Origin of the sequence: Mesorhizobium sp. B1-1-5, from assembly GCF_006443065.1 — a bacterium.
In the GTDB taxonomy this organism is placed as follows: domain Bacteria; phylum Pseudomonadota; class Alphaproteobacteria; order Rhizobiales; family Rhizobiaceae; genus Mesorhizobium.
In genome coordinates this window covers 1-18578 of the sequence record NZ_VFWS01000046.1, presented here as the reverse complement: position 1 = coordinate 18578, position 18578 = coordinate 1, and the positions used below count along the sequence as shown (strand labels likewise).

Sequence of the window (18578 nt, the reverse complement as noted above, 5' to 3'; positions counted from 1 at the left end):
CGTCGTGAAGGCACGCATCATCGTCGTCGAGGACGAACCGGATCTGAGGGAGGCTGTGGCCGAATATCTCGGCGCCAGCGGCTATGACGTCGTGACGGCCGAGAATGCGGCCGCCGCGCGCGCGCTGTTCGAGGCGCAGTCTTTCCACCTCGCCATCCTCGACATCGCAATGCCTGGCGAGGACGGGCTGTCGCTCGGCCGCTGGCTGCGCTCGAAAACGCAGATCGGCGTCATCTACGCCACGGCCGCCGGCACCGCGCTCGACCGCATCGTCGGGCTGGAGCTCGGCGCCGACGATTATATCGTCAAGCCGTACGAATTGCGCGAGGTGCTGGCGCGGGTGCGCAGTGTGCTGCGCCGCGTGCCGCAGCCGGCCGAGCTGCAGCCGGCGAAGGCCGAAACCAGCAATCGCCGCTTCGTGAATTTCGGCGGCTTTCAGGCCGATTTCGACGGCCGTCTGGTCATCGGCGCCAATGGCGCGGTCATCGAGATGGCCAAAAGCGAGTTCGACGTGCTCGAGGTTTTTCTCACCCGCGCCAACCGGCTTCTGACGCGAGCAGCGATTTCGGAAGCGATCGGCTTCGTGGAGGATCCGGAATCCTCACGCGCGGTCGACATCCGCATCATGCGGTTGCGAAAGAAGATCGAGGCCGATCCCGCCAATCCGAAATTCCTGCGCACGGTGCGCGGCGAAGGCTATATCTTCTCGCTGCCGAGCGGCGACACCAACTAGAGCATTCCGGGAATGGCGTGAAACGGCTAGGCTCGGCGCCTTGGCCGTAGCCTTCCGTCCGGAATTGCGTCAAAACAAAGCAGTAGAGCGGTTCGCCGTTTCCGTGGAACGGAGGGACGCTCTGAACGACCGACGTCCGGGCCTTGGATGACCATGACTGCCGATGCAGCACGCCCCGATATGCATGGCTCGCGTCCGGGCGGCGCCGCGATGGCGGCTGTCCATGTCGTGCGCCGCCTGCGCGAGGCAGGCGACTGGCAGCGCGAGATGGACGACATACTGGGAACGATGTGCCGCAAGATGGATTGCCAGCGCGGCATTCTCTTCCGCCTGCGTGAATTGCCGGGCGAAGGCTTCGCCCAGTCCGTCGCCGCCTATTGGATCGACCCTGACTTCGGCGGCGAGCTGGCCTCGCCCACGGTGATCATGCAGTCGATCATCAACTCGGACTCGCTGCTGGAGCAGTTGCAGGAAGACGAGCGGCAAGGCAAGATTTTCTCCGGCCACACGCGCGACCTCGAGGGTTTCCTGCGGGCCGATTTCGAGAAGCAGAACATCAAGTCGTTCCTGTCTGTCTCCGTGTTCGCGCATGGCCACCTTTGGGGCACGCTGGCCATCAATGACTGCATCGCTGAGCGCGAATGGACGGATGAGGAAGAAGCGACGCTGCACATCATCGCTTTGGCGATCGGCGACGCCATCGAGCGCTCGCCGTCGGAGGCGCATGCCAGTGAAGTGATCCGCCGCACCATGCTGCAGGCCTCGCTGGACGCCATCATCGTCATCGACGAGACGGGTTCGATCATCGAATTCAATCCGGCGGCCGAGAAGATGTTCGGCTTTCAGCGCAGCGCAATCCTTGGCAAGGACCTGCTCGATACTATCGTTCCGCTATACTACCGCAAAGGCTATGCCTCCGGCGCCGAATACATGGCCGGCCGCGGCGCGCCGATGGTCGGCCAGCGGCTGGAGACCGTCACGCAGAACGCTGCCGGCGAGATTTTCCCGATCGAGCTGACGGCGACCGAGATGCGCGTTGCCGACCGCCGCCTGATCTTCGGCTCGATCCGCGACCTGCGCGAAAAGCTGCAGGCCGAGGAAGAGATCAACCGTCAGCGCGAGAAGCTGCACCAGAACGAGAAGATGGCGGCGATGGGCTCGCTGCTTGCCGGCGTCTCGCATGAGCTCAACAACCCGCTTGCGGTGGTTGTGGCGCAGTCGACGCTGCTGCACGAATTCGCCGGCGATCCGCAGACCAAGGTCCGCGCCGAGAAGGTGCGCGCCGCCGCCGAGCGTTGCGGCCGCATCGTCAAGAGCTTCCTGTCGATGGTGCGCCTGCACCCGACCGAGCAGGCCGAGACCGATCTCAACCAGGTGGTGCGCTCGGCGCTCGAAGTCACCGCCTATGGCGCGCGCTCCAGCGGCATCATCATCGACACCGATTTCGCCGGCGGGCCGCTGCTTGCCATGGCCGACGCCGACCACGTCACGCAGGTCGCTGCGAACTTCCTCATCAACAGCCAGCATGCGCTTGCCGGCATCGCCGGCGAGCGGCGCATCAAGGTGCGGACGTTCCGCAACGAGCACGGCAATCCGGGCTTCTCCGTCGAGGACAACGGCCCGGGCATCCCCGCGGCGATCCGCTCGCGCATCTTCGAATCCTATTTCACCACCAAGCCGGTCGGCGTCGGCACCGGCATCGGCCTGTCGATCTCGAAATCGATCGTCGAGCGTCACAAAGGCAATATCTGGTTCGAGGAGGTCGAGCCGCAAGGTGCGCGCTTCGTCGTGCAGCTGCCGGCGATCGCGGGCGGCAGCGCCGCGCCCGGCGAAGGTCCGGCGCGTTCGAGCGGGCTGCGCCATGCGCTGGTGATCGACGACGAGCCGGACGTCGCCGGCTCGTTGTCCGACATACTCGAACTGATGGGCGTGAAGTCGCGCGTCGTGGCAAGCTGGACATCGGCGGCTGACGTGTTGAACGGTTATATACCGCCGGACATCGTCTTTTCCGATCTGCGCATGCCGGGCATCAGCGGCATTGCGATCTACCGCGAACTGCTTTCTCAGCGGCCCGCGCTGGCGCAGCGCTTCGTACTGGTCACCGGCGATCTGATCGGCGCCAAGGCGGAAATCGAAGCGCTGCCGCCGCAGCAGCGCCCGCACATCCTGGAAAAGCCATTCTCGACGCTCGACGTCCGCGGCATCCTCTCGACCATTGCCGACGAAGCCGCCGCCGACAACGGCGCCCACATCTGAGCAGGTTAGCCTGGGACCACCAGGTAGGCGGAATCTAAACCTAAACTCGCCGTCGCCGGCTTCGTCGAGATTCAGGTCAGGCTGAGTCGAAAATGGTGACTTCCGAGAACCGGAACGGAACGTACTTTAAGTACGTGAGTACCGGAAGCGCACGAAGTCGCCATTTGCAGACCAGCCTCACCTGAAAATCGACGGAGCCGAAAAAAGAGGCTCCCAACCGATTTCCACGGCGGGAGCCTGACTGGAGCGCAGGAGGGCGCGCTCAGGGGAGGTCTTAAAAAACGTTCGGCGTGTTGGTGAGCGGCGCGGCGTTGGCGATCATGCGCACCGCGCGCTCCCTGTGCTGGCCGGACTGCTCGGCGATGGCGCGCAGGCACTCAAGGCTCTCGGCGCCCCAGTTCTGACCCTTGCAGGCAAAGTCGATCGTGGATTCCGGCAGGCGGGCGGTCTTGAGCGTGGTCTGCGCGCCCTCGACGACATTGGCCGGCGGATTGATCGAGGCGAAAGCCGGCCCTGAGGCAGGCGCGGCCAACATGGCGACAAAGGCGCAGGCGCCGATCAGCATGAACATCGCCATCGGATGGTCGCTGGCGCGCTGCCGCAGCGCAAGCTTCGGCCGGCGGTCATTGCGTTCCGGGGCGGCCAGGCGGCGATTGGCATCGGCGGCGCGAACTTTCGCAAACATCGGTTGTTCCCTTCGTTATCTTTCTTTTTGCTATGAAACGAACATAATCGCACCAGGTAACTGCCGGATGGTCGGCGATGATTGCCTGTGTAACAGGATTGAAACAGATGCCGGACGCGCCAGCCTTCCCAATCCGAGGCAACCATTTGAGCAGCCATCGAAATGGTCAGCGCAGATATGCGCCTGCCGCGCCGGCCCGACTGTAAACAGCCTCACACAGCAACGCCTGAATCGAGCGCTCCGCCGCTGTCTACGCACGCCCGTGACCGTCGAAACACGCCTTCTCCGAGACGGGTATCCGCCTTCTGAATTGCCGTTCCGCTTCCTCGATTAAGACCCGGATTTTCCGGGATTTTTCCAACTCGGGCGGGGCCGGATTCGCCGCCATGGAATTTTCCCATTTCCACAAGCCATTGCATTTCAATGAAAAATATGCTTATATTGAATGAGTATTCAACAAAAAGCAGAGCATATCCATGAACCCGCACCTCCGTGACGTGGCGATCCCCAACGATTGGGACCGGCGGGGTTTGCCGGGGTGGAGCTACCATTCCAACGCCCTTCTCGAGCTCGAGAAGGAATATGTCTTCCGCAACCACTGGCAGATCGCCGGCCATGTTTCCGACGTGCCTAAACCGGGCGACTATCTGACCATGGATGTCGTCGGCGAGCGCGCCCTGATCGTGCGCGGCAAGGACGGCGTCGTGCGCGCCTTCAACAACATGTGCCGCCACCGCGGCAGCCGCGTCGTCGCCGACAGCAAGGGCACCTGCAAGAACGCCCTGGTGTGCCCATTCCATGGCTGGGTCTACAATCTCGACGGCACGCTGCGCGGTGCTGCCCGTCCGCGCTCCTTTCCCGAGCTCGACAAGACCGAGTTCGGCCTGATGCCGCTCGACCTCGAAATCTGGATGGGCTTCATTTTCATCCGCTTCCGCAAGGGCGGCCCGCAGCCTTCGGTGGCCGAGCTGCTGAAGCCGATCGAGGCCGAGATGGCGCATTACAATGTCGCCGACATGGTCCCGTCCTGGGGCATCTGGACCCAGAAATCGCCCGTCAACTGGAAGTCGGTGCGCGACGTCGACAATGAAGGCTACCACGTCGCCATGGCGCACCCTGCGTTGCAGGACCTCTATGGCGCGACCTATTTCGACGAGCCCTTCATCAACGGCGTGTCGCGATCCTTCGCCACCTATAATCCGCAAGCCGGACGGCGCTGGAGCGTTCGCGAGTACATCAAGCTCGGGCCTGAGGCCACGCATCTGCCGGAACATCTGCGCAAGGCTTGGATCTATTACGGCATCTTCCCCAACAACGCGCTGTCGATCATGCCGGAATCCGTCCAGTTCTATCAGGAGTTCCCGCTGTCGACCGGCGAGACGCTGCTGCGCGGCGCCATCTACCGCTACAAGAACGAGACGCGCCAACAGGCGGCGGCCCGCTACCTCGCCTATCGCATCGACCGCGACACGATGAGCGAGGACGTGCAGCTCTCGGTGTGGTCGAACGAATCCATGCTGTCGGAAGCCTTCGAGGGTTTTTACCTCTCCGACCTCGAATACGGCGTGCGCACCCACCACGACCATTTGCGCAGGCAGATCCCGGTTCTGAACCTGGAGACGGCGCCCGAGGAAAAGGACATATGGGGATTGAACGACGCGCTGCGGTCGAGGGGGTAGCTCCCTTTCCTTCTCCCCGTTCCACGGGGAGGAGGAAGAGCTAATCATCCCCGCCAGACCGCTTCCTTCCTCAAATCATCCATGGTCCGTGAAATGCCTTCGCGCAGGATCGCCACCATGTCGTCGATCTGCTCGCGGCTGATGATCAGCGGCGGCGACATCACGCACATGTTGATCAGCGGCCGCACCAGAAGCCCTAGCTCGTGGCAATGCGCATCGATGCGTTTGCCTACATTCTTGTCGAGCTGCAGCGGATCCTTGCTCTCGCGGTCGGTGACGCATTCGACGCAAGCCATCAGCCCCAAGCCGCGCACCTCGCCGACCAGCGGCAGCTCTTCCAGCGTCTTCAGTCGTGCCTGGAAATAGGGCGCGATTTCGCGCGTGTGGGCGAGCACGCCCTCTTCCAGCAGATCGAGATTCTTCAGCGCGACCGCGCAGCCGATCGGATGGCTGGTGTAGGTGAGCCCATGGCCGAACAGCGCATCGGGATGGTTGGAACGGCGCAACTCTTCGAGCAGGCGCTCGGAGATGATGACGCCGCCGAGCGGGAAATAGCCCGACGTGACGCCCTTGGCGAAGGTGATCATGTCGGGGTCGATGCCGAACACGTCGCCTGAGGCAAAGACATGGCCGAGCCGTCCGAAGCCGGTCACCACCTCGTCCGAGACATAGAGGATGTCATTCTCGCGGCAGATCTCGCGGATACGCTTCAGGTACCCGTCCGGCGGCACGATGACGCCTCCGGAAGCCTGCACCGGTTCGCCGACAAAGGCGCCGATGCGCTCCGCGCCGACGCGCGCGACGGTGTCGCGGAACTGGTCGACCAGGAAATCGGCGAAGGCGGCGATGCTCATCTCCTTCGGCCGCCGGAACGGGTCGGGCGAGGACAATTTGACCACCAGATCGTCGGCGCCGTCCATCCAGTCGCGGTCACGCGGCCGGCCGTTGAGCGAGGCCGACAGATAGGTCGAGCCGTGATAGGCGCCGCCACGGCTGAGGATCAGCTTCTTCTCCGGCCGTCCGCGCACATTGTTGTAGAACTGCATGAAGCGCAGCGCCGTCTCCACCGCCGAAGAGCCGCCGGTGGTGAAGAAGGTGTGGCTGAGATCACCGGGCGCCGCATCTGCGATGCGCCGGGCAAGCTCGGCCGAGGGTGCGTTCATTGTATACCAAGGCGTGTTATAGGAGAGCGCCATCGCCTGGTCGTACATCACCTTGGCCAGCTCCTCGCGGCGATGGCCGACATTGATGCACCACATGCCGGCCGGGCCGTCGATGAGGCGCTTGCCGGAAGCGTCGGTGATGTAGATGCCGTGGCCCTCGCCGATCAGCGCGCGCGCCTCGTTGCCGACCGAGCCGGCATAGGGCCAGGGCTGCAAGAGATGGCGCTTGGCGAGCTCGACCGCGCCGTCATCGCCGGCATCGATGAGTTCGCTTGCCTTGATCTTGCTTTGAGCCGCCATTTTCGCCTCGCACCGCCAGGGTTGTCAGATTTTCGTCGGATATCAACGATATGGAAAACCATGGAAATTCGGCTTTTCATCACTTCATTTTGAATATCCGTTCAATCAATATCGCAGAAATAGCGCTTGATTTCAATCGGCGGATGCGCTCATGATGAAAGAAAGCCGGCAAGCCAGGGAGCGATCGCGCTCCAAGCATAATTCGGGAACAGGCAGCCGGCGCTACGAATGGGAAGGCGCATGGCGGGACAGTCCGAGCCAGCTACCGAAATCACGCCCGGAGCGTTGCAATGACGGTTGCCGCGGAAGGGTCGCCCCCGTTACGCATGGCGGGATCGAGACGAAGTCCCCTTCTGCAGTCGGAAGCCGTCCAGGGCTTTGCCCTGATCAGTCCCACCTTCGTCTATGCTCTCATTCTCCTCGTCCTGCCGATCCTGGTCGTCATCGCCCATTCCTTCTGGACCCAGAACTACCTCACCATCGACCACACGTTCACGCTGGAGAATTACCGGATCGCGCTGACCGAGCCGATCTACCGCGACCTGCTCTGGCGCTCGCTCTACATCTCGCTGACCGTCAGCCTGCTCACCGTGGCTCTGGCCTATCCGATCGCTTATTTTATTTCCTTCCATGGCGGCCGCCACAAGAGCCTGTGGCTGTTCCTCATCACCATCCCGTTCTGGACCAGCTACCTGCTGCGCGTGATGTCGTGGAAGGTGATCCTCGGCTATAACGGCGTGCTCAACTCCGGCCTTATGGGCCTCGGCATCATTGACGAGCCGTCGACGGCGCTGCTCTACAATTCCACCGCCGTCATCATCACGCTGACCCATGCCTGGGCGACCTTCGCGATCCTGCCGATCTTCGTGTCGCTGGAGAAGGTCGACCGGACCCTGGTCGAAGCGGCGACCGATCTCGGTGACGGGCCGCTGCGCTCCTTCCTGCGCGTCACCCTGCCGCTGTCGGCGCCCGGCGTCATCTCGGCGGCGCTGATCGTCATGATCCCGACCGTCGGCGACTACGTCACGCCGAAGCTCGTCGGCGGCAAGGACGGCGTCATGATCGCCAACGCCATCCAGGCGCAGTTCGGCAAGGCGTCGAACTGGCCGCTGGGTGCAGCACTTTCCGTCACCACGATGATCATCGTCTCGTTGATGGCCGGAGCCACTGTGCTGGTCTTCCGCGCCCTGCAGAGGCTGGCACGATGACGGCGATAAGACGTTTCCTGCCCGGCTGGCTGTCGAGCTATGCCGTCCTCTATCTGCTGTTTCTTTACCTGCCGGTGATCTTCCTGCCGATCTTCTCGATCAACACGGCGGCGACGCCGAAATTCCCGCTCTTGGGCGTCACCCTGCACTGGTACGAGGACCTGCCGCGCACGCCGGCGCTGATCGACGCTACCTGGAACAGCCTGATCGTGGGCGTCTCCGCCTCGATCCTGTCGACGGTGCTGGGCATCCTCGCGGCCCGCTCGATCACCCGCTACCGTTACCCGGGCCGCCGCGCCATCAATGGGCTGATCATGGCGCCGCTGGTGCTGCCGGAGGTGATCGTCGCCATCTCGATGCTGCTGGTCATGCTGCAGCTGGGCTTGAGCCTGTCGCTGTTCACCGTGGTGCTTGGCCATGTGCTGGTCTGCATTCCCTATTCGATGACCGTGCTGACCTCCGGCTTCGAGGGTTTCGATCGCAGCCTGGAAGAAGCTTCCGCCGATCTCGGCGAGAGCGCGTTCGGCACTTTCCGGCGCGTGACGTTGCCGATGGTCGCGCCGGCGATCATCTCCAGCCTGCTCGTCTGCTTCACCATCTCGCTGGACGAATTCATCATCGCCTTCTTCCTCACCGGCACCGAGGCGACGCTGCCGATCTACATCTGGGGCCAGTTGCGGTTTGCGGCCAAGCTTCCCGGCGTGCTGGCGCTCGGCACCTTGCTGCTCTTCGCGTCCTTCCTGTTGATGACGATTGCCGAAATCCTGCGCCGCCGCGCGGCGAGACGCACCCAGAACGACGGAGGCCTCTATGCTTGAGCGGGTCCAGTCCGAGCGCACCCAAACCGATCGCACCATGATCGAGATCCGCGACGTTACCCGCAGCTACGGATCGTTCAAGGCGCTGGACAACGCCTCGCTGGCGATCAGGGAGGGCGAGTTCTTCTCGCTGCTCGGGCCTTCCGGCTGCGGCAAGACTACGCTGTTGCGCATGATCGCCGGCTTCGACACACCGACCAGCGGCTCGATCGTCGTCGACGGCCAGCCGATGGACGGCATTCCCGCCAACCGCCGGCCGACCAACATGGTCTTCCAGAGCTATGCGATCTTCCCGCATCTCAATGTCGAGCAGAATGTCGCCTATGGGCTGAAGCGGCTGAAGCTCGACGCCGGCGAGGAGAAGCGCCGCGTCGGGGAAGCGCTGGCACAGGTCTCGCTGACCGGCCTCGGCAAGCGCCGCGCCACCGAGCTCTCCGGCGGCCAGCGCCAGCGTGTGGCTTTAGCGCGGGCGCTGGTCATGCGGCCCAAGGTGCTGCTGCTTGATGAGCCGCTTTCGGCGCTGGACAAGAAGCTGCGCGAGCAGATGCAGGTCGAACTGCGCCGTCTGCAGCAGGCGGTCGGCATCACCTTCGTGCTGGTGACGCACGACCAGTACGAGGCCCTGGCGATGTCGGACCGCATCGCGGTGATGTTCGGCGGCAAGATCGCGCAGGTCGCATCTCCGAAGGAAATCTACCAGCGCCCGGTCAACCGCCAGGTGGCCGACTTCCTCGGCGGCATGAATTTCGTCAAGGCCGAGATCGTCGAGGAAAACGGCGCTTCGCTGGTGCTCGACACGCTGGGCTTCGGCCGCGTCAGGACCGACAAGCCAAGGGCTTTCGTGCGCAATGGCGGCGCGGCCACGCTTGGCATCCGGCCCGAGCGGCTGCGTGTTTTGTGGGACAACGCAACGGCAAAATTCGAGGTCGCCGGCAAAGTGGTCGAACGCCACTATTTCGGCGAGATCACCCATCTGATCGTCGAGATCCCCGGACTGGAAAAGCCGCTTTCGGTGACCGAGACCAATGATTTCGGCGCCGACGACATTCCGGTCGGCGCGCCGATCCGCCTCGCCTACGACCCCGAGGCGCTGGTGGCGATGGCGGACTGAATCTTTGCAGCAGCGATGCGCCCCGCCACGATCGCGCCTTCGACATAGCCCGGGAAAGACGGCGACACTTCCGAAGCGGCGAAATAGACCGGCGGCGCGCCGGCAAGGATCACGCGCTCGGCATGCCGCGCGGTGACGTCGACGATGAGGTCGCTATAGGCGCCGCCGCTCCAGCGGTCATGCGTCCAGTCGCGCGAGCTGAAATCGACGACGTCGGCGGCCCGCAGGCCGAGCGCCTGGACAAGCCTCGCGATGATTTCCGCACGCAACGTCGTCTCGCCGAGCGGGTGCCAGCGCAGCGCCAGCGGCCCGCCGACGAAGACGGCAAGCGCGGCATGGTCGGCATCCGTGCTGGCGTCGCAGGCAAACAGCCCCGGCTGGTCGCGCCACATGACCATGCCGCTCAAGGTGCGCTCGCGCCAAAAAGGTTTTGCGTAACGCACCAGGATCTTGATCACCGCGCCGCTTTCCCAGACGCCGAGCGCGCTCGCCAGCTCACCCGGCAAAGACGGCGCGAAATCGAGCTTCGCGGCCGTCGCCGGCGGCAAGGCGACCAGCGCCGCGCCCGCCTCGACAACGCCGCCGGTCGAGACGACGCGAATGCCTTGCCGCCCGCGCTCGATCCGCGCCGCGGCTTCGCCCAGCCGCAGGCGGTCGCCGAGATCTGCTGCCAGATCATCGGCCAGCGACTGCATCGTCTCGCGCAGGAAATACTGCAGCTCGAACACTTCGTTGGTGATGCGGCGATCATTGTCGATCAGGTACCACAACGGCACCTTGTCCAGCGGCAGACACCACAGGCCCTCGATCATCGAACGAAAAGCTGCCTTGGCGTCGGCCGTGTCTGCCTGGCGCTCGAGCCAGGTCGCCACGGTCAACCCGGCGATCGACGGATCGTCCGGCTCGATCCCGTTCATGCGCTCGCGGATTGCCCTCGCGACATGATAGGTCCGCTCCGCCCCCGCCGGCGTCATCGACGGATAGGTGATGAATTCGCCCTCGACATAGGTCTCGACGAAGGTCTTGCCGTGGGCCCTCGCCAGCGCCATCACTTCGGGCATGTCCACGCACAAGAACTGGCCGCCGCTGTCGACCAGTTCGCCGAGCCCATTGCGGACGGCCTCTACCCTGCCGCCGACGCGGTCGCGCGCCTCGAGCACAAGGAAATCGATGCCGGCGCGCTTCAATTCGAGCGCGGCGGACAGACCGGTGAAGCCGGCGCCGACGATGACGATGTCGGTCCTTTCGATGACGCTGCTCAATAGCCGGCCTTGATCTTCTCGAACTCGGCCACCATGCGCTGCTTGAGGTCCGGCGCCACCGGCTGCTGGAACAGCGTCCTGTCGAGGAACTTGTCGAGGTTGTCGAAGCCGCGTTCGGTGAGCAGCTTCTGGTCCATCGCCGCCATGCCCGCGCTGTTGCCGTGACCGTAGCCGAAGGTCTTCACCATATACTCCGAAACGTCCGGCGCGTTGACGGCGCTCAGAAAATTAGGCCTGGTCGAGCTTGCCCGGCGCATCCTTGAGCAGGACATAGCCGCACACCCAGGTCGAGATGCCTTCCTTGGTGTCGCGGTTCATGGCGATCGGCAGGCCCTGACCTTTCAATGTCACATAGGTCTCGTTCCAGCCCCAGACCAGATCGACTTCGTTGCCGGTGAAGGCCTGGTTGAGGTCGGTGTCGTCCGTCCAGTAGAAGCGGACATTCTTGTGCACGTCGCGCAGGAAGGCGGAAGCCTGTCTGAACTGCTCGTCGGTCATCTTGGTCCAGTCCTTGAGCCCGATGACCAGGCTCGCCAGCGCATAGGCGTCATCGACATTGTCGCCGATGGTGACGCGGCCCTTGAATTTCGGATCGGCGAAGATCTTCAGCGACTGCGCCTCGTCCGCCGTCACCTTGTCGGTGCGATAGAGCAGCGAGGTGTTGCCCCAGTCGAAAGGCATGAACCAGGCCTTGCCGTCGGCGGTGGTGGCGAGATCCTTCATCGCCATGATGCCCGGATTGAGATCCTTCCAGCCGGCGATCTTCGAGGTGTCGAGCGGCTGCAGCAGACCGGCCTCGCGCCATTTCACCACGCTTTGCGAGCAGGGATGCGCGATATCGGCCTTGAAGCCGGCGCGCATCTTTTCGAAGGCCTCGTCCTCATCACCGAAGAAGGAGAAGGTCGGCTCGGCGCCGTGTTTGGCGGTATAGGCCGGATGCAGCAGCGGGTCCTCGTAACCGGACCAGTCGAAGACCACGAGATCGCCGCCGCCTTCGGCAAGCGCATAGGCGGAGCCCGCGCCGGTGGTGACGACGGCGGCCAAGGCGAGGCGGCGAAGCACGGATGTCATGGCGCGAGAACTCCCCCATCGCGAATGTATGGGGGAGGTTAAGAGAATTCCCCGGTTTTGGCGAGCCCGCCTGGTCGGGCTCCAGCCGCCGGCGCTACGCCGTTTCAATCAAGAGCGGTCGGTCGTTTCCACAGCACTCAATAGCCGGCTTTGATCTTCTCGAATTCGGCGATCATCTTGAGCTTGAGCTCCGAAGGCAGCGGCTGCTGGAACAGGGTCTTGTTCACCCATTTTTCCACGTCGTCATAGCCTTTTTCCTTCAGGACCGCAGGATCGACGCCGGCCATGCCCTTGGCATTGGCCTGGCCGTAGCCCCAGTCCTTGACCAGCGTCTTGACGACATCGGGATCGTTGACGGCGTTGAGATAGTCATAGGCCTTGTCGACGTTGCCGGGCGCGTCCTTGAACAGCACATAGCCGCAGACCCAGGTCGAGATGCCTTCGTCGGTATCCTTCTTGGATTTGATCGGCACGCCAGCCTTGACCGACTGCACGGTCGCATCGTTCCAGGCCCAGGCGAGGTCGACCTCGCCGCCGGAAAGCAGCTGCACGATGTCGGTGGTGTCGGTCCAGTAGGAGCGGACATTCTTGTGCACCTGGCGCAGGAAGTCGGATGCTTGGCGGAACTGGTCGTCCGTCATCTTGGTCCAGTCCTTCAGCCCGATGGCGAGGCTGGCCAGCGCGTAGGCGTCGTCGACATTGTCGCCGATCGAAACCCTGCCCTTGTATTTCGGATCGGCGAACGCCTTCAGCGACTGCACGTCCTTTTCGGCGATCTTGTCGGAATTGTAGGTGAGTTGGGTATTGCCCCAGTCCCACGGCATGAACCAGGCCTTGCCGTCGGACGTCGTGGCAAGGTCCTTCATCGTCATGATGCCGGGGTTGAGATCCTTCCAGCCTGCGATCTTGGACGTGTCGAGCGGCTGCAGCAGTCCCGCCTCGCGCCACTTCACCACGCTCTGCGAGCACGGGTGACCGAGATCGGACTTGAAGCCGGAGCGGATTTTTTCGAACGCCTCGTCCTCGTCGCCGAAGAAGGCGAAGGTCGGCGAATCGCCGTTCTTCTCGACATACTTGCCGTGGAAGCTCGGATCCTCATAGCCGGACCAGTCGAAGACGATCAGATCCTTGTCGGCGGCGACCGCGAACGCCGCCGCCGAAGCGGCGAGCGCGCTCCCAAGCGCCAGGGTCAATGTCAGGCGTCGGCTGAGTTTCTTCATGCTGTTCCATCCTCTTTTGGTTTGCCGGTCTTGTTGGCCGGCTGTTGCTGTCCCCGGTCTTTGCTAGCCCCATCTTTTGCTTAGCCAAAGTGTTTCGGGAAGGCGGCGGCCAAGAACGCATTCGCCGCCTGCAATGCGGTCTCTCGCGTGGTGTCCTCGGTCCCCATCATCAGCCGCAGCCACAAGCCCTCGAGCATGGCGCTGAGCGCGAGCGCGATGACCTGCGGGTCATAGGTGTAGTTGCCGCTCTGTTTGAGCGTCGCGCAGAGATCGATGAAGACCTGCTGGTAATAGGCGTCGCGCGAGCTGCTCAGCGCCTGGTAGGTCGGCCGCGACTTGGCCTCGCCCCAGAAGGCAAGCCACGCGGCAAGCTTGCGCTTGTTGCAGATCGAGCGGTCGAAATCGGCCCATACCAGATGCTGCAGCTGTCTCGCCGGATCGTCGCCCGCCTTCTGCAGGGAAGTGCGCCAATGCGCCGAATATTCGTCATACATGTGCTGCAGCGTGGCGATCAGCAGCTTTTCCTTGCTCTCGAAATGGAAGTTGACGATGCCGCGCGACAGGCCCGCGCCGTCGGCCACGTCAGCCATCGTCGTTTCGGCATAGCCGCGCTTGGCCAGGGAATCGATCGTCGCCTCGATCAGCTGCAGTCGCCGGACCTCTTTCGAGGCCTTGCGGCCACGCTTTTCGGCGTCGCCTTTCCGCGCCGTTTCGGGGAGAGCATCGCTCGCCTCTGCAGTCTTCATGGGTGTGACGATCTCCAGCATTGCCGGCTATCCGACCGGCTTCCAACCGCGCAGATGAGTGGGGCGGTGCTCGCCACTGTCAAGCACCTTCTGCATCGCCTCCCAGGTCTTGATGTTCTTGTCGACATAGGCCGCGCCGACCGCTGCCGCGGCCTGCGCATAGAGCGGCCCCTTGAGCCGCGAAAGCTCTTCGCGCGCGACCTCGCGGTACCACGGATTGCGGTCGCGGATGGTGATGTCGGTAAAGCCGGCGCACCGCATCGCTTCGGCATAGCGCGCCGGCGAGGCCATGGCGAAGGAGAGCCCTTCGGCCGCGACATAGGCCTTCATCTGAGGCGACGGCTCGCCGTCATGCGAAATCATCCAGTTCGACGCCGTAAACACCCCGCCAGGCTTCAGCACGCGAAAGATATCGGCGAACAGCGCGTCCTTGCCCGGCACATGCAGCAGCGCGTCCTTGGAGAAAACGACGTCGAAGGAAGCGTCCGTGAAAGGCAGCGGTCCCGGCGGCGCCTGGACGAAGCTGACACGATCCTCGAGGTCCTGTCTGATCGCCCCTCGCCTCGCAGTCTCGATCACCGGCTTCTCGACATCGAAGCCGGTGGCCCGAGCCGCGCCGTGCGTTGCCACCAGATGCAGCGTGATGCCGCCGGCGCCGCAGCCGATATCGAGGATCGTCTTGCCCTTGAGGGAGAGGCCTTCGACCACGCGGTCGACCTCCTCCGGGCCACCCGGCGAAAGGTAGCCTTCGCCCCACAGCGCTTCGAGGAAGCGGATGGCGGTGTCGTCATATTCCGGCTCGGCGTCAGCCGTTTCGATCATCGGATCCTCAACCTCAAATGCCGATGCGGATCAATCCAGAAATCAAGGCAAAGCCTAGCGCATCAATGGGAAAACGCAACACCATTTGTTGAACATTCATTCAATATGGCTGGACAAAAAACTGTGATCCGTGCCAAATTCGGGCAATCGGGAACAAGACGCACCGAGCAATTCCAGGAAAAGCGTGACGCGGTTTTCCGGAATTGCGGAGAAACAAGCAGATAGGGCAGCCGGCTGGAGGTTCGGCGCGCATGAAGGCATGGGACGCGATCGTCATTGGCGGCGGCCATAACGGGCTGGTCAACGCCTGCTATCTGCAGCGCGCCGGGCTGGACGTACTGGTGGTCGAGAAGAACGATTGGGTCGGCGGCGCGGCCACCAGCCGCGAGCTGACGCCGGGCTTCCTCTATTCCAACTGTTCCTATGTCTGCTCGCTGTTCCGGCCCGAGATCATGCGCGACCTGGAGCTGCCGCGCTTCGGCCTGCAGGTGATCTCCTATGAAGGCGGCGCGGTGTTCACGCGCGACGGCGACTACCTCGCCAACTACCGCGATCATGACGCGCATCGCCGCGAGTTCGCCCGCTTTTCGAAGCGCGACGCCGAGGCCTATGACCGCTATTCGCGCGACGTCACGAGGCAGTGCCGCTTCATCCAGCCGCTCTTGATGCGCACCGCGCCCGACCCGACGAGCTTCAGGCCGCGCGACCTTGGCGAGCTGCTTTATCTCGGCAGGAAATTCGCCGGCCTCTCGGCCGAGGAGATGGCGTTGACCTTGCGCTTCTGGACGATGTCGATCTCGGACTTCCTCGACGAATATTTCGAGACCGACGTCATCAAGGCGAACTTCGCGCTGTCCGGCATCATCGGCACGGCGCTCGGCCCGATGTCGCCGGGCACGGCCTATGTGCTCCTCCACCACTATATGGGCGAGGTCGACGGCTCGGTCGGCGCCTGGGGCTATGCGCGCGGCGGCATGGGTGCCGTCACCAGGGCGCTGGCCGCTTCCTTCAAGGCCTCGGGCGGCACCATCCGCACCGGCGCCGAGGTTGACCACGTGCTGGTGAAGAACGGCAGGGCAAAGGGCGTCGTGCTTGCCGGCGGCGAGGAGATTTACGGCAAGCTCGTGATCTCCAATGCCGACGTCAAGCGCACCTTCCTGAAGCTGGTCGAGGAAAAGGAGCTGCCCGACATCTTCCTGCGCCGCGTCCGCAATTTCAAGATCCGCGGCTCCTCCGGCAAGGTCAACATCGCGCTCGATTCCCTGCCTGAGTTCCCGGCTCTGCCGAAGGATTCGCCGGTCTACCGCGCCGACATGCATTTCACAGATTCCATCGAGCGCATGGAGCGCGCCTATGACGACTGGAAGGCCGGACGCTGGTCGGCCGACCCCTTCCTCGACATGATGATCCCGACCACGCTCGACCCGACCATGGCACCGCCGGGCAAGCATTTCATGAGCTGCTTCGTCCAATACGCGCCGCCGAAGATAAGGGGGGCGGACTGGACCGATGCCGACCGCGACGGCTTCGCCGAAAGCGTGATTGCGCAGATCGCCGACTATTCGCCCGGCTTCCGCGACCGCATCGTCCATATGGAAGTGCGAACGCCGCGTGAGATCGAGGCCGAGGTCGGCCTCACCGAAGGCAATATTTTTCAGGGCGAGCTCACCTTCGACCAGCTGCTCTTCAACCGCCCGGTGCCGGGCTACGCGCAATACCGCTCGCCGCTCAGTGGGCTCTATATGTGCGGCTCTTCCACCCATCCGGGCGGCGGCGTCATGGGCGCGCCCGGGCGCAATGCCGCCGCCGAGATCCTGCGCGATCTTGCCAAGCCAACCCTGCATATGAGCCCTGCCCATGACGTCATCTGATTTGAACTGGGACGCCATCGTCATCGGCGGCGGCCATAATGGCCTCGTCGCCGCCGCAACGCTGGCCAAATCCGGCCGCAAGGTGCTGCTGCTCGAGGCCGGCAACGAGGTCGGCGGCGCCGCGCGCACCGAGGAGTTCGCGCCGGGCTTTCGCGTTTCCGCGGTCGCGCATCTGCTCAATCGACTGCATCCCGATGTGGTGAAGACGCTGGAGCTGGAACGCCACGGACTGACGGTAGAGCGCGGCGACTTCGTGCCGTCGGTTGCGCTGTCGAGAGACGGTCCGCTGGTGCTGCACGGCGCCTATGGCGAGGTGCTGACGGGCGCCAGCGCTTCGGAACAGTCCGCCTGGAATGATTTGCGCGCGCAATTGCTGCGCTATGCCGGCGTGCTGAAGCCTTTCCTGTCGCGCCGACCGCCTGATCTTGGCGGCATGTCGCTCGGCGAGATGACCGGGCTCGGTCAGACCGCGCTGGCGCTGAAGCGGCTCGGCAAGGAAGACATGCGCGACTTCCTGCGCGTGCTTCTGATGAATGTCTACGATCTGCTCGACGAGCAGCTGTCGGACGACCGGCTGAAGGGCCTGCTTGCCTTCGACGCGACGCTCGGCTCACATCTTGGGCCGCGCTCGCCGACTTCGCTGCTCGGCCTCTACTACAGGCTTTCCGGCGAGATAGGCGGCCTTGCCGGTGCGCAAGTCCAGCCGAAAGGCGGCATGGGCGCTGTCGTCGCTGCCATCCGCGCGGCGGCGGAAAAGGCGGGCGTTTCGATCCGCCCGGCTTCGCCGGTCGCCAAGGTGATCGTCGAGAAGGGCCGCGCCGTCGGCGTCGTCACGCAGGGCGGCGAAACGCTGCAGGCCAAGATCGTCGTCTCCGCGATCAACCCGGCGACGACGATCCTCGATCTTGTCGGCCCGCGCGAGGTTGACACCGGCTTCGTGCGCAAGGTGAAGAACATCCGCATGAAGGGCGATGCGGCGAAGCTGCATCTGGCGCTGGACCGGCCGCCGCAATTTTCGGGCGTCGACGCCGCCGGCCACAAGGGCCGCCTCGTCGTCGCGCCTTCGCCCGACCATGTCGAGCGCGCCTTCAATCCGTCGAAATACGGCGAGTTCTCGCCCGAGCCGGTGATGGAGGTCACGCTGCCCAGCCTGGCCGACCCATCGCTCGCCCCATCAGGCGCCTGCGTGCTTTCGGCCCTGGTGCAATACGCGCCTTATGCGTTGAGAGAGGGCTGGGCCGCCGGCAAGGCGCGCTTCCTCAAGGCGATCATGGCGCAGCTCGAGACCTATGCGCCCGGCATCGGCGCAACGGTCCGCCACGCCGAGCTTTTGACGCCCGCCGACATCGAGGCGCGCTACCGCATGCCTGGCGGCCACTGGCACCACGGCGAGTTGCAGGCCGACCAGATGCTGATGTCACGGCCGGTCTCCGGCTGGTCGGGCTACGACACGCCGCTCGAAGGGCTGTTCCTTGCCGGCGCCGGCTCGCATCCGGGCGGCGGCATCTCCGGCGCGCCCGGCCTCAACGCCGCGCACCGCATCATCGCGATGAGGGGGTGAGGATGAATTCGCAGTTCACAAACGCAGCGCTCTACGGCGCCCCCCTCTGCCCTGCCGGGCATCTCCCCCTCT

Annotated in this window: 14 protein-coding genes and 1 pseudogene; 8 read left to right on the top strand and 7 right to left on the bottom strand. The window is 63.9% G+C overall.

The window, feature by feature from the left end:
* Positions 1–4 precede the first annotated feature (4 nt).
* Both FJ980_RS15965 and FJ980_RS15960 read left to right on the top strand, forming a co-directional pair.
* On the top strand, positions 5–733 hold the full coding sequence (locus FJ980_RS15965) for a response regulator transcription factor (RefSeq protein WP_246676432.1): 729 nt from the start codon (positions 5–7) through the stop codon (positions 731–733).
* A 153-nt stretch (positions 734–886) separates the two neighbouring features.
* Positions 887–2989, top strand: coding sequence for a sensor histidine kinase (locus tag FJ980_RS15960; RefSeq protein WP_181181222.1), 2103 nt, complete (start codon positions 887–889; stop codon positions 2987–2989).
* A gap of 274 nt (positions 2990–3263) precedes the next feature.
* Here FJ980_RS15960 and FJ980_RS15955 read toward each other — a convergent pair whose 3' ends face one another.
* On the bottom strand, positions 3264–3674 hold the full coding sequence (locus FJ980_RS15955) for a hypothetical protein (RefSeq protein WP_140544281.1): 411 nt from the start codon (positions 3672–3674) through the stop codon (positions 3264–3266).
* A 476-nt stretch (positions 3675–4150) separates the two neighbouring features.
* Between FJ980_RS15955 and FJ980_RS15950 the strand changes: the two genes are divergently transcribed.
* A complete protein-coding gene (locus tag FJ980_RS15950) occupies positions 4151–5353 on the top strand; it encodes an aromatic ring-hydroxylating dioxygenase subunit alpha (protein WP_140544279.1) in 1203 nt (400 codons plus the stop codon).
* Between the two features lie 44 nt (positions 5354–5397).
* Here FJ980_RS15950 and FJ980_RS15945 read toward each other — a convergent pair whose 3' ends face one another.
* Entirely contained in the window at positions 5398–6816 is a 1419-nt protein-coding gene (locus FJ980_RS15945; protein ID WP_140544277.1) for an aminotransferase, read from the bottom strand.
* Positions 6817–7106: 290 nt separating this feature from the next.
* Between FJ980_RS15945 and FJ980_RS15940 the strand changes: the two genes are divergently transcribed.
* From FJ980_RS15940 to FJ980_RS15930, 3 genes are read left to right on the top strand one after another with little or no spacing between them, the layout of a single operon-like run.
* Positions 7107–8024 (top strand): ABC transporter permease, encoded by a 918-nt coding sequence (locus FJ980_RS15940; RefSeq protein ID WP_140544275.1) that lies wholly within the window; start codon positions 7107–7109, stop codon positions 8022–8024.
* A complete protein-coding gene (locus FJ980_RS15935) occupies positions 8021–8842 on the top strand; it encodes an ABC transporter permease (protein WP_140544273.1) in 822 nt (273 codons plus the stop codon). The genes FJ980_RS15940 and FJ980_RS15935 overlap by 4 nt, the downstream gene beginning before the upstream one ends.
* A 37-nt stretch (positions 8843–8879) precedes the next feature.
* Positions 8880–9953: an ABC transporter ATP-binding protein gene (locus FJ980_RS15930; RefSeq protein WP_140544311.1), complete on the top strand. Its 1074-nt coding sequence runs from the start codon at positions 8880–8882 to the stop codon at positions 9951–9953.
* On the opposite strand, the gene FJ980_RS15925 is transcribed toward FJ980_RS15930, so the two are convergent.
* The 5 genes and pseudogenes from FJ980_RS15925 to FJ980_RS15905 all read right to left on the bottom strand — a co-directional run bounded on the left by FJ980_RS15925 (position 9917) and on the right by FJ980_RS15905 (position 15074).
* Positions 9917–11215 (bottom strand): flavin monoamine oxidase family protein, encoded by a 1299-nt coding sequence (locus tag FJ980_RS15925; protein WP_140544271.1) that lies wholly within the window; start codon positions 11213–11215, stop codon positions 9917–9919. The genes FJ980_RS15930 and FJ980_RS15925 overlap by 37 nt on opposite strands.
* Positions 11212–12286, bottom strand: a pseudogene (locus tag FJ980_RS15920) (extracellular solute-binding protein). The gene FJ980_RS15925 and the pseudogene FJ980_RS15920 overlap by 4 nt, the downstream one beginning before the upstream one ends.
* Before the next feature lie 137 nt (positions 12287–12423).
* Positions 12424–13506 (bottom strand): ABC transporter substrate-binding protein, encoded by a 1083-nt coding sequence (locus FJ980_RS15915; protein WP_140544269.1) that lies wholly within the window; start codon positions 13504–13506, stop codon positions 12424–12426.
* An 80-nt stretch (positions 13507–13586) separates the two neighbouring features.
* Positions 13587–14273, bottom strand: coding sequence for a transcriptional regulator BetI (gene betI / locus FJ980_RS15910; RefSeq protein WP_140544267.1), 687 nt, complete (start codon positions 14271–14273; stop codon positions 13587–13589).
* Positions 14274–14279: 6 nt separating this feature from the next.
* Complete coding sequence (locus tag FJ980_RS15905; protein WP_140544265.1) at positions 14280–15074, bottom strand: methyltransferase domain-containing protein; 795 nt, start codon at positions 15072–15074, stop codon at positions 14280–14282.
* A gap of 251 nt (positions 15075–15325) precedes the next feature.
* Between FJ980_RS15905 and FJ980_RS15900 the strand changes: the two genes are divergently transcribed.
* Positions 15326–16945, top strand: a complete 1620-nt coding sequence (locus FJ980_RS15900) for an NAD(P)/FAD-dependent oxidoreductase (protein ID WP_140544263.1) — start codon at positions 15326–15328, stop codon at positions 16943–16945.
* Complete coding sequence (locus FJ980_RS15895; RefSeq protein ID WP_140544261.1) at positions 16932–18506, top strand: NAD(P)/FAD-dependent oxidoreductase; 1575 nt, start codon at positions 16932–16934, stop codon at positions 18504–18506. Before FJ980_RS15900 ends, FJ980_RS15895 begins: the two co-directional genes overlap by 14 nt.
* Positions 18507–18578 lie beyond the last annotated feature (72 nt).

Bases quoted from the DNA above. Each gene is read 5' to 3' on its own strand.
- FJ980_RS15960 (WP_181181222.1), top strand. From the start codon at position 887: ATGACTGCCGATGCAGCACGCCCCGATATGCATGGCTCGCGTCCGGGC.
- FJ980_RS15955 (WP_140544281.1), bottom strand. From the start codon at position 3,674: ATGTTTGCGAAAGTTCGCGCCGCCGATGCCAATCGCCGCCTGGCCGCC.
- FJ980_RS15950 (WP_140544279.1), top strand. From the start codon at position 4,151: ATGAACCCGCACCTCCGTGACGTGGCGATCCCCAACGATTGGGACCGG.
- FJ980_RS15945 (WP_140544277.1), bottom strand. From the start codon at position 6,816: ATGGCGGCTCAAAGCAAGATCAAGGCAAGCGAACTCATCGATGCCGGC.
- FJ980_RS15940 (WP_140544275.1), top strand. From the start codon at position 7,107: ATGACGGTTGCCGCGGAAGGGTCGCCCCCGTTACGCATGGCGGGATCG.
- FJ980_RS15935 (WP_140544273.1), top strand. From the start codon at position 8,021: ATGACGGCGATAAGACGTTTCCTGCCCGGCTGGCTGTCGAGCTATGCC.
- FJ980_RS15930 (WP_140544311.1), top strand. From the start codon at position 8,880: ATGATCGAGATCCGCGACGTTACCCGCAGCTACGGATCGTTCAAGGCG.
- FJ980_RS15915 (WP_140544269.1), bottom strand. From the start codon at position 13,506: ATGAAGAAACTCAGCCGACGCCTGACATTGACCCTGGCGCTTGGGAGC.
- betI (WP_140544267.1), bottom strand. From the start codon at position 14,273: ATGCTGGAGATCGTCACACCCATGAAGACTGCAGAGGCGAGCGATGCT.
- FJ980_RS15905 (WP_140544265.1), bottom strand. From the start codon at position 15,074: ATGATCGAAACGGCTGACGCCGAGCCGGAATATGACGACACCGCCATC.
- FJ980_RS15900 (WP_140544263.1), top strand. From the start codon at position 15,326: ATGAAGGCATGGGACGCGATCGTCATTGGCGGCGGCCATAACGGGCTG.
- FJ980_RS15895 (WP_140544261.1), top strand. From the start codon at position 16,932: ATGACGTCATCTGATTTGAACTGGGACGCCATCGTCATCGGCGGCGGC.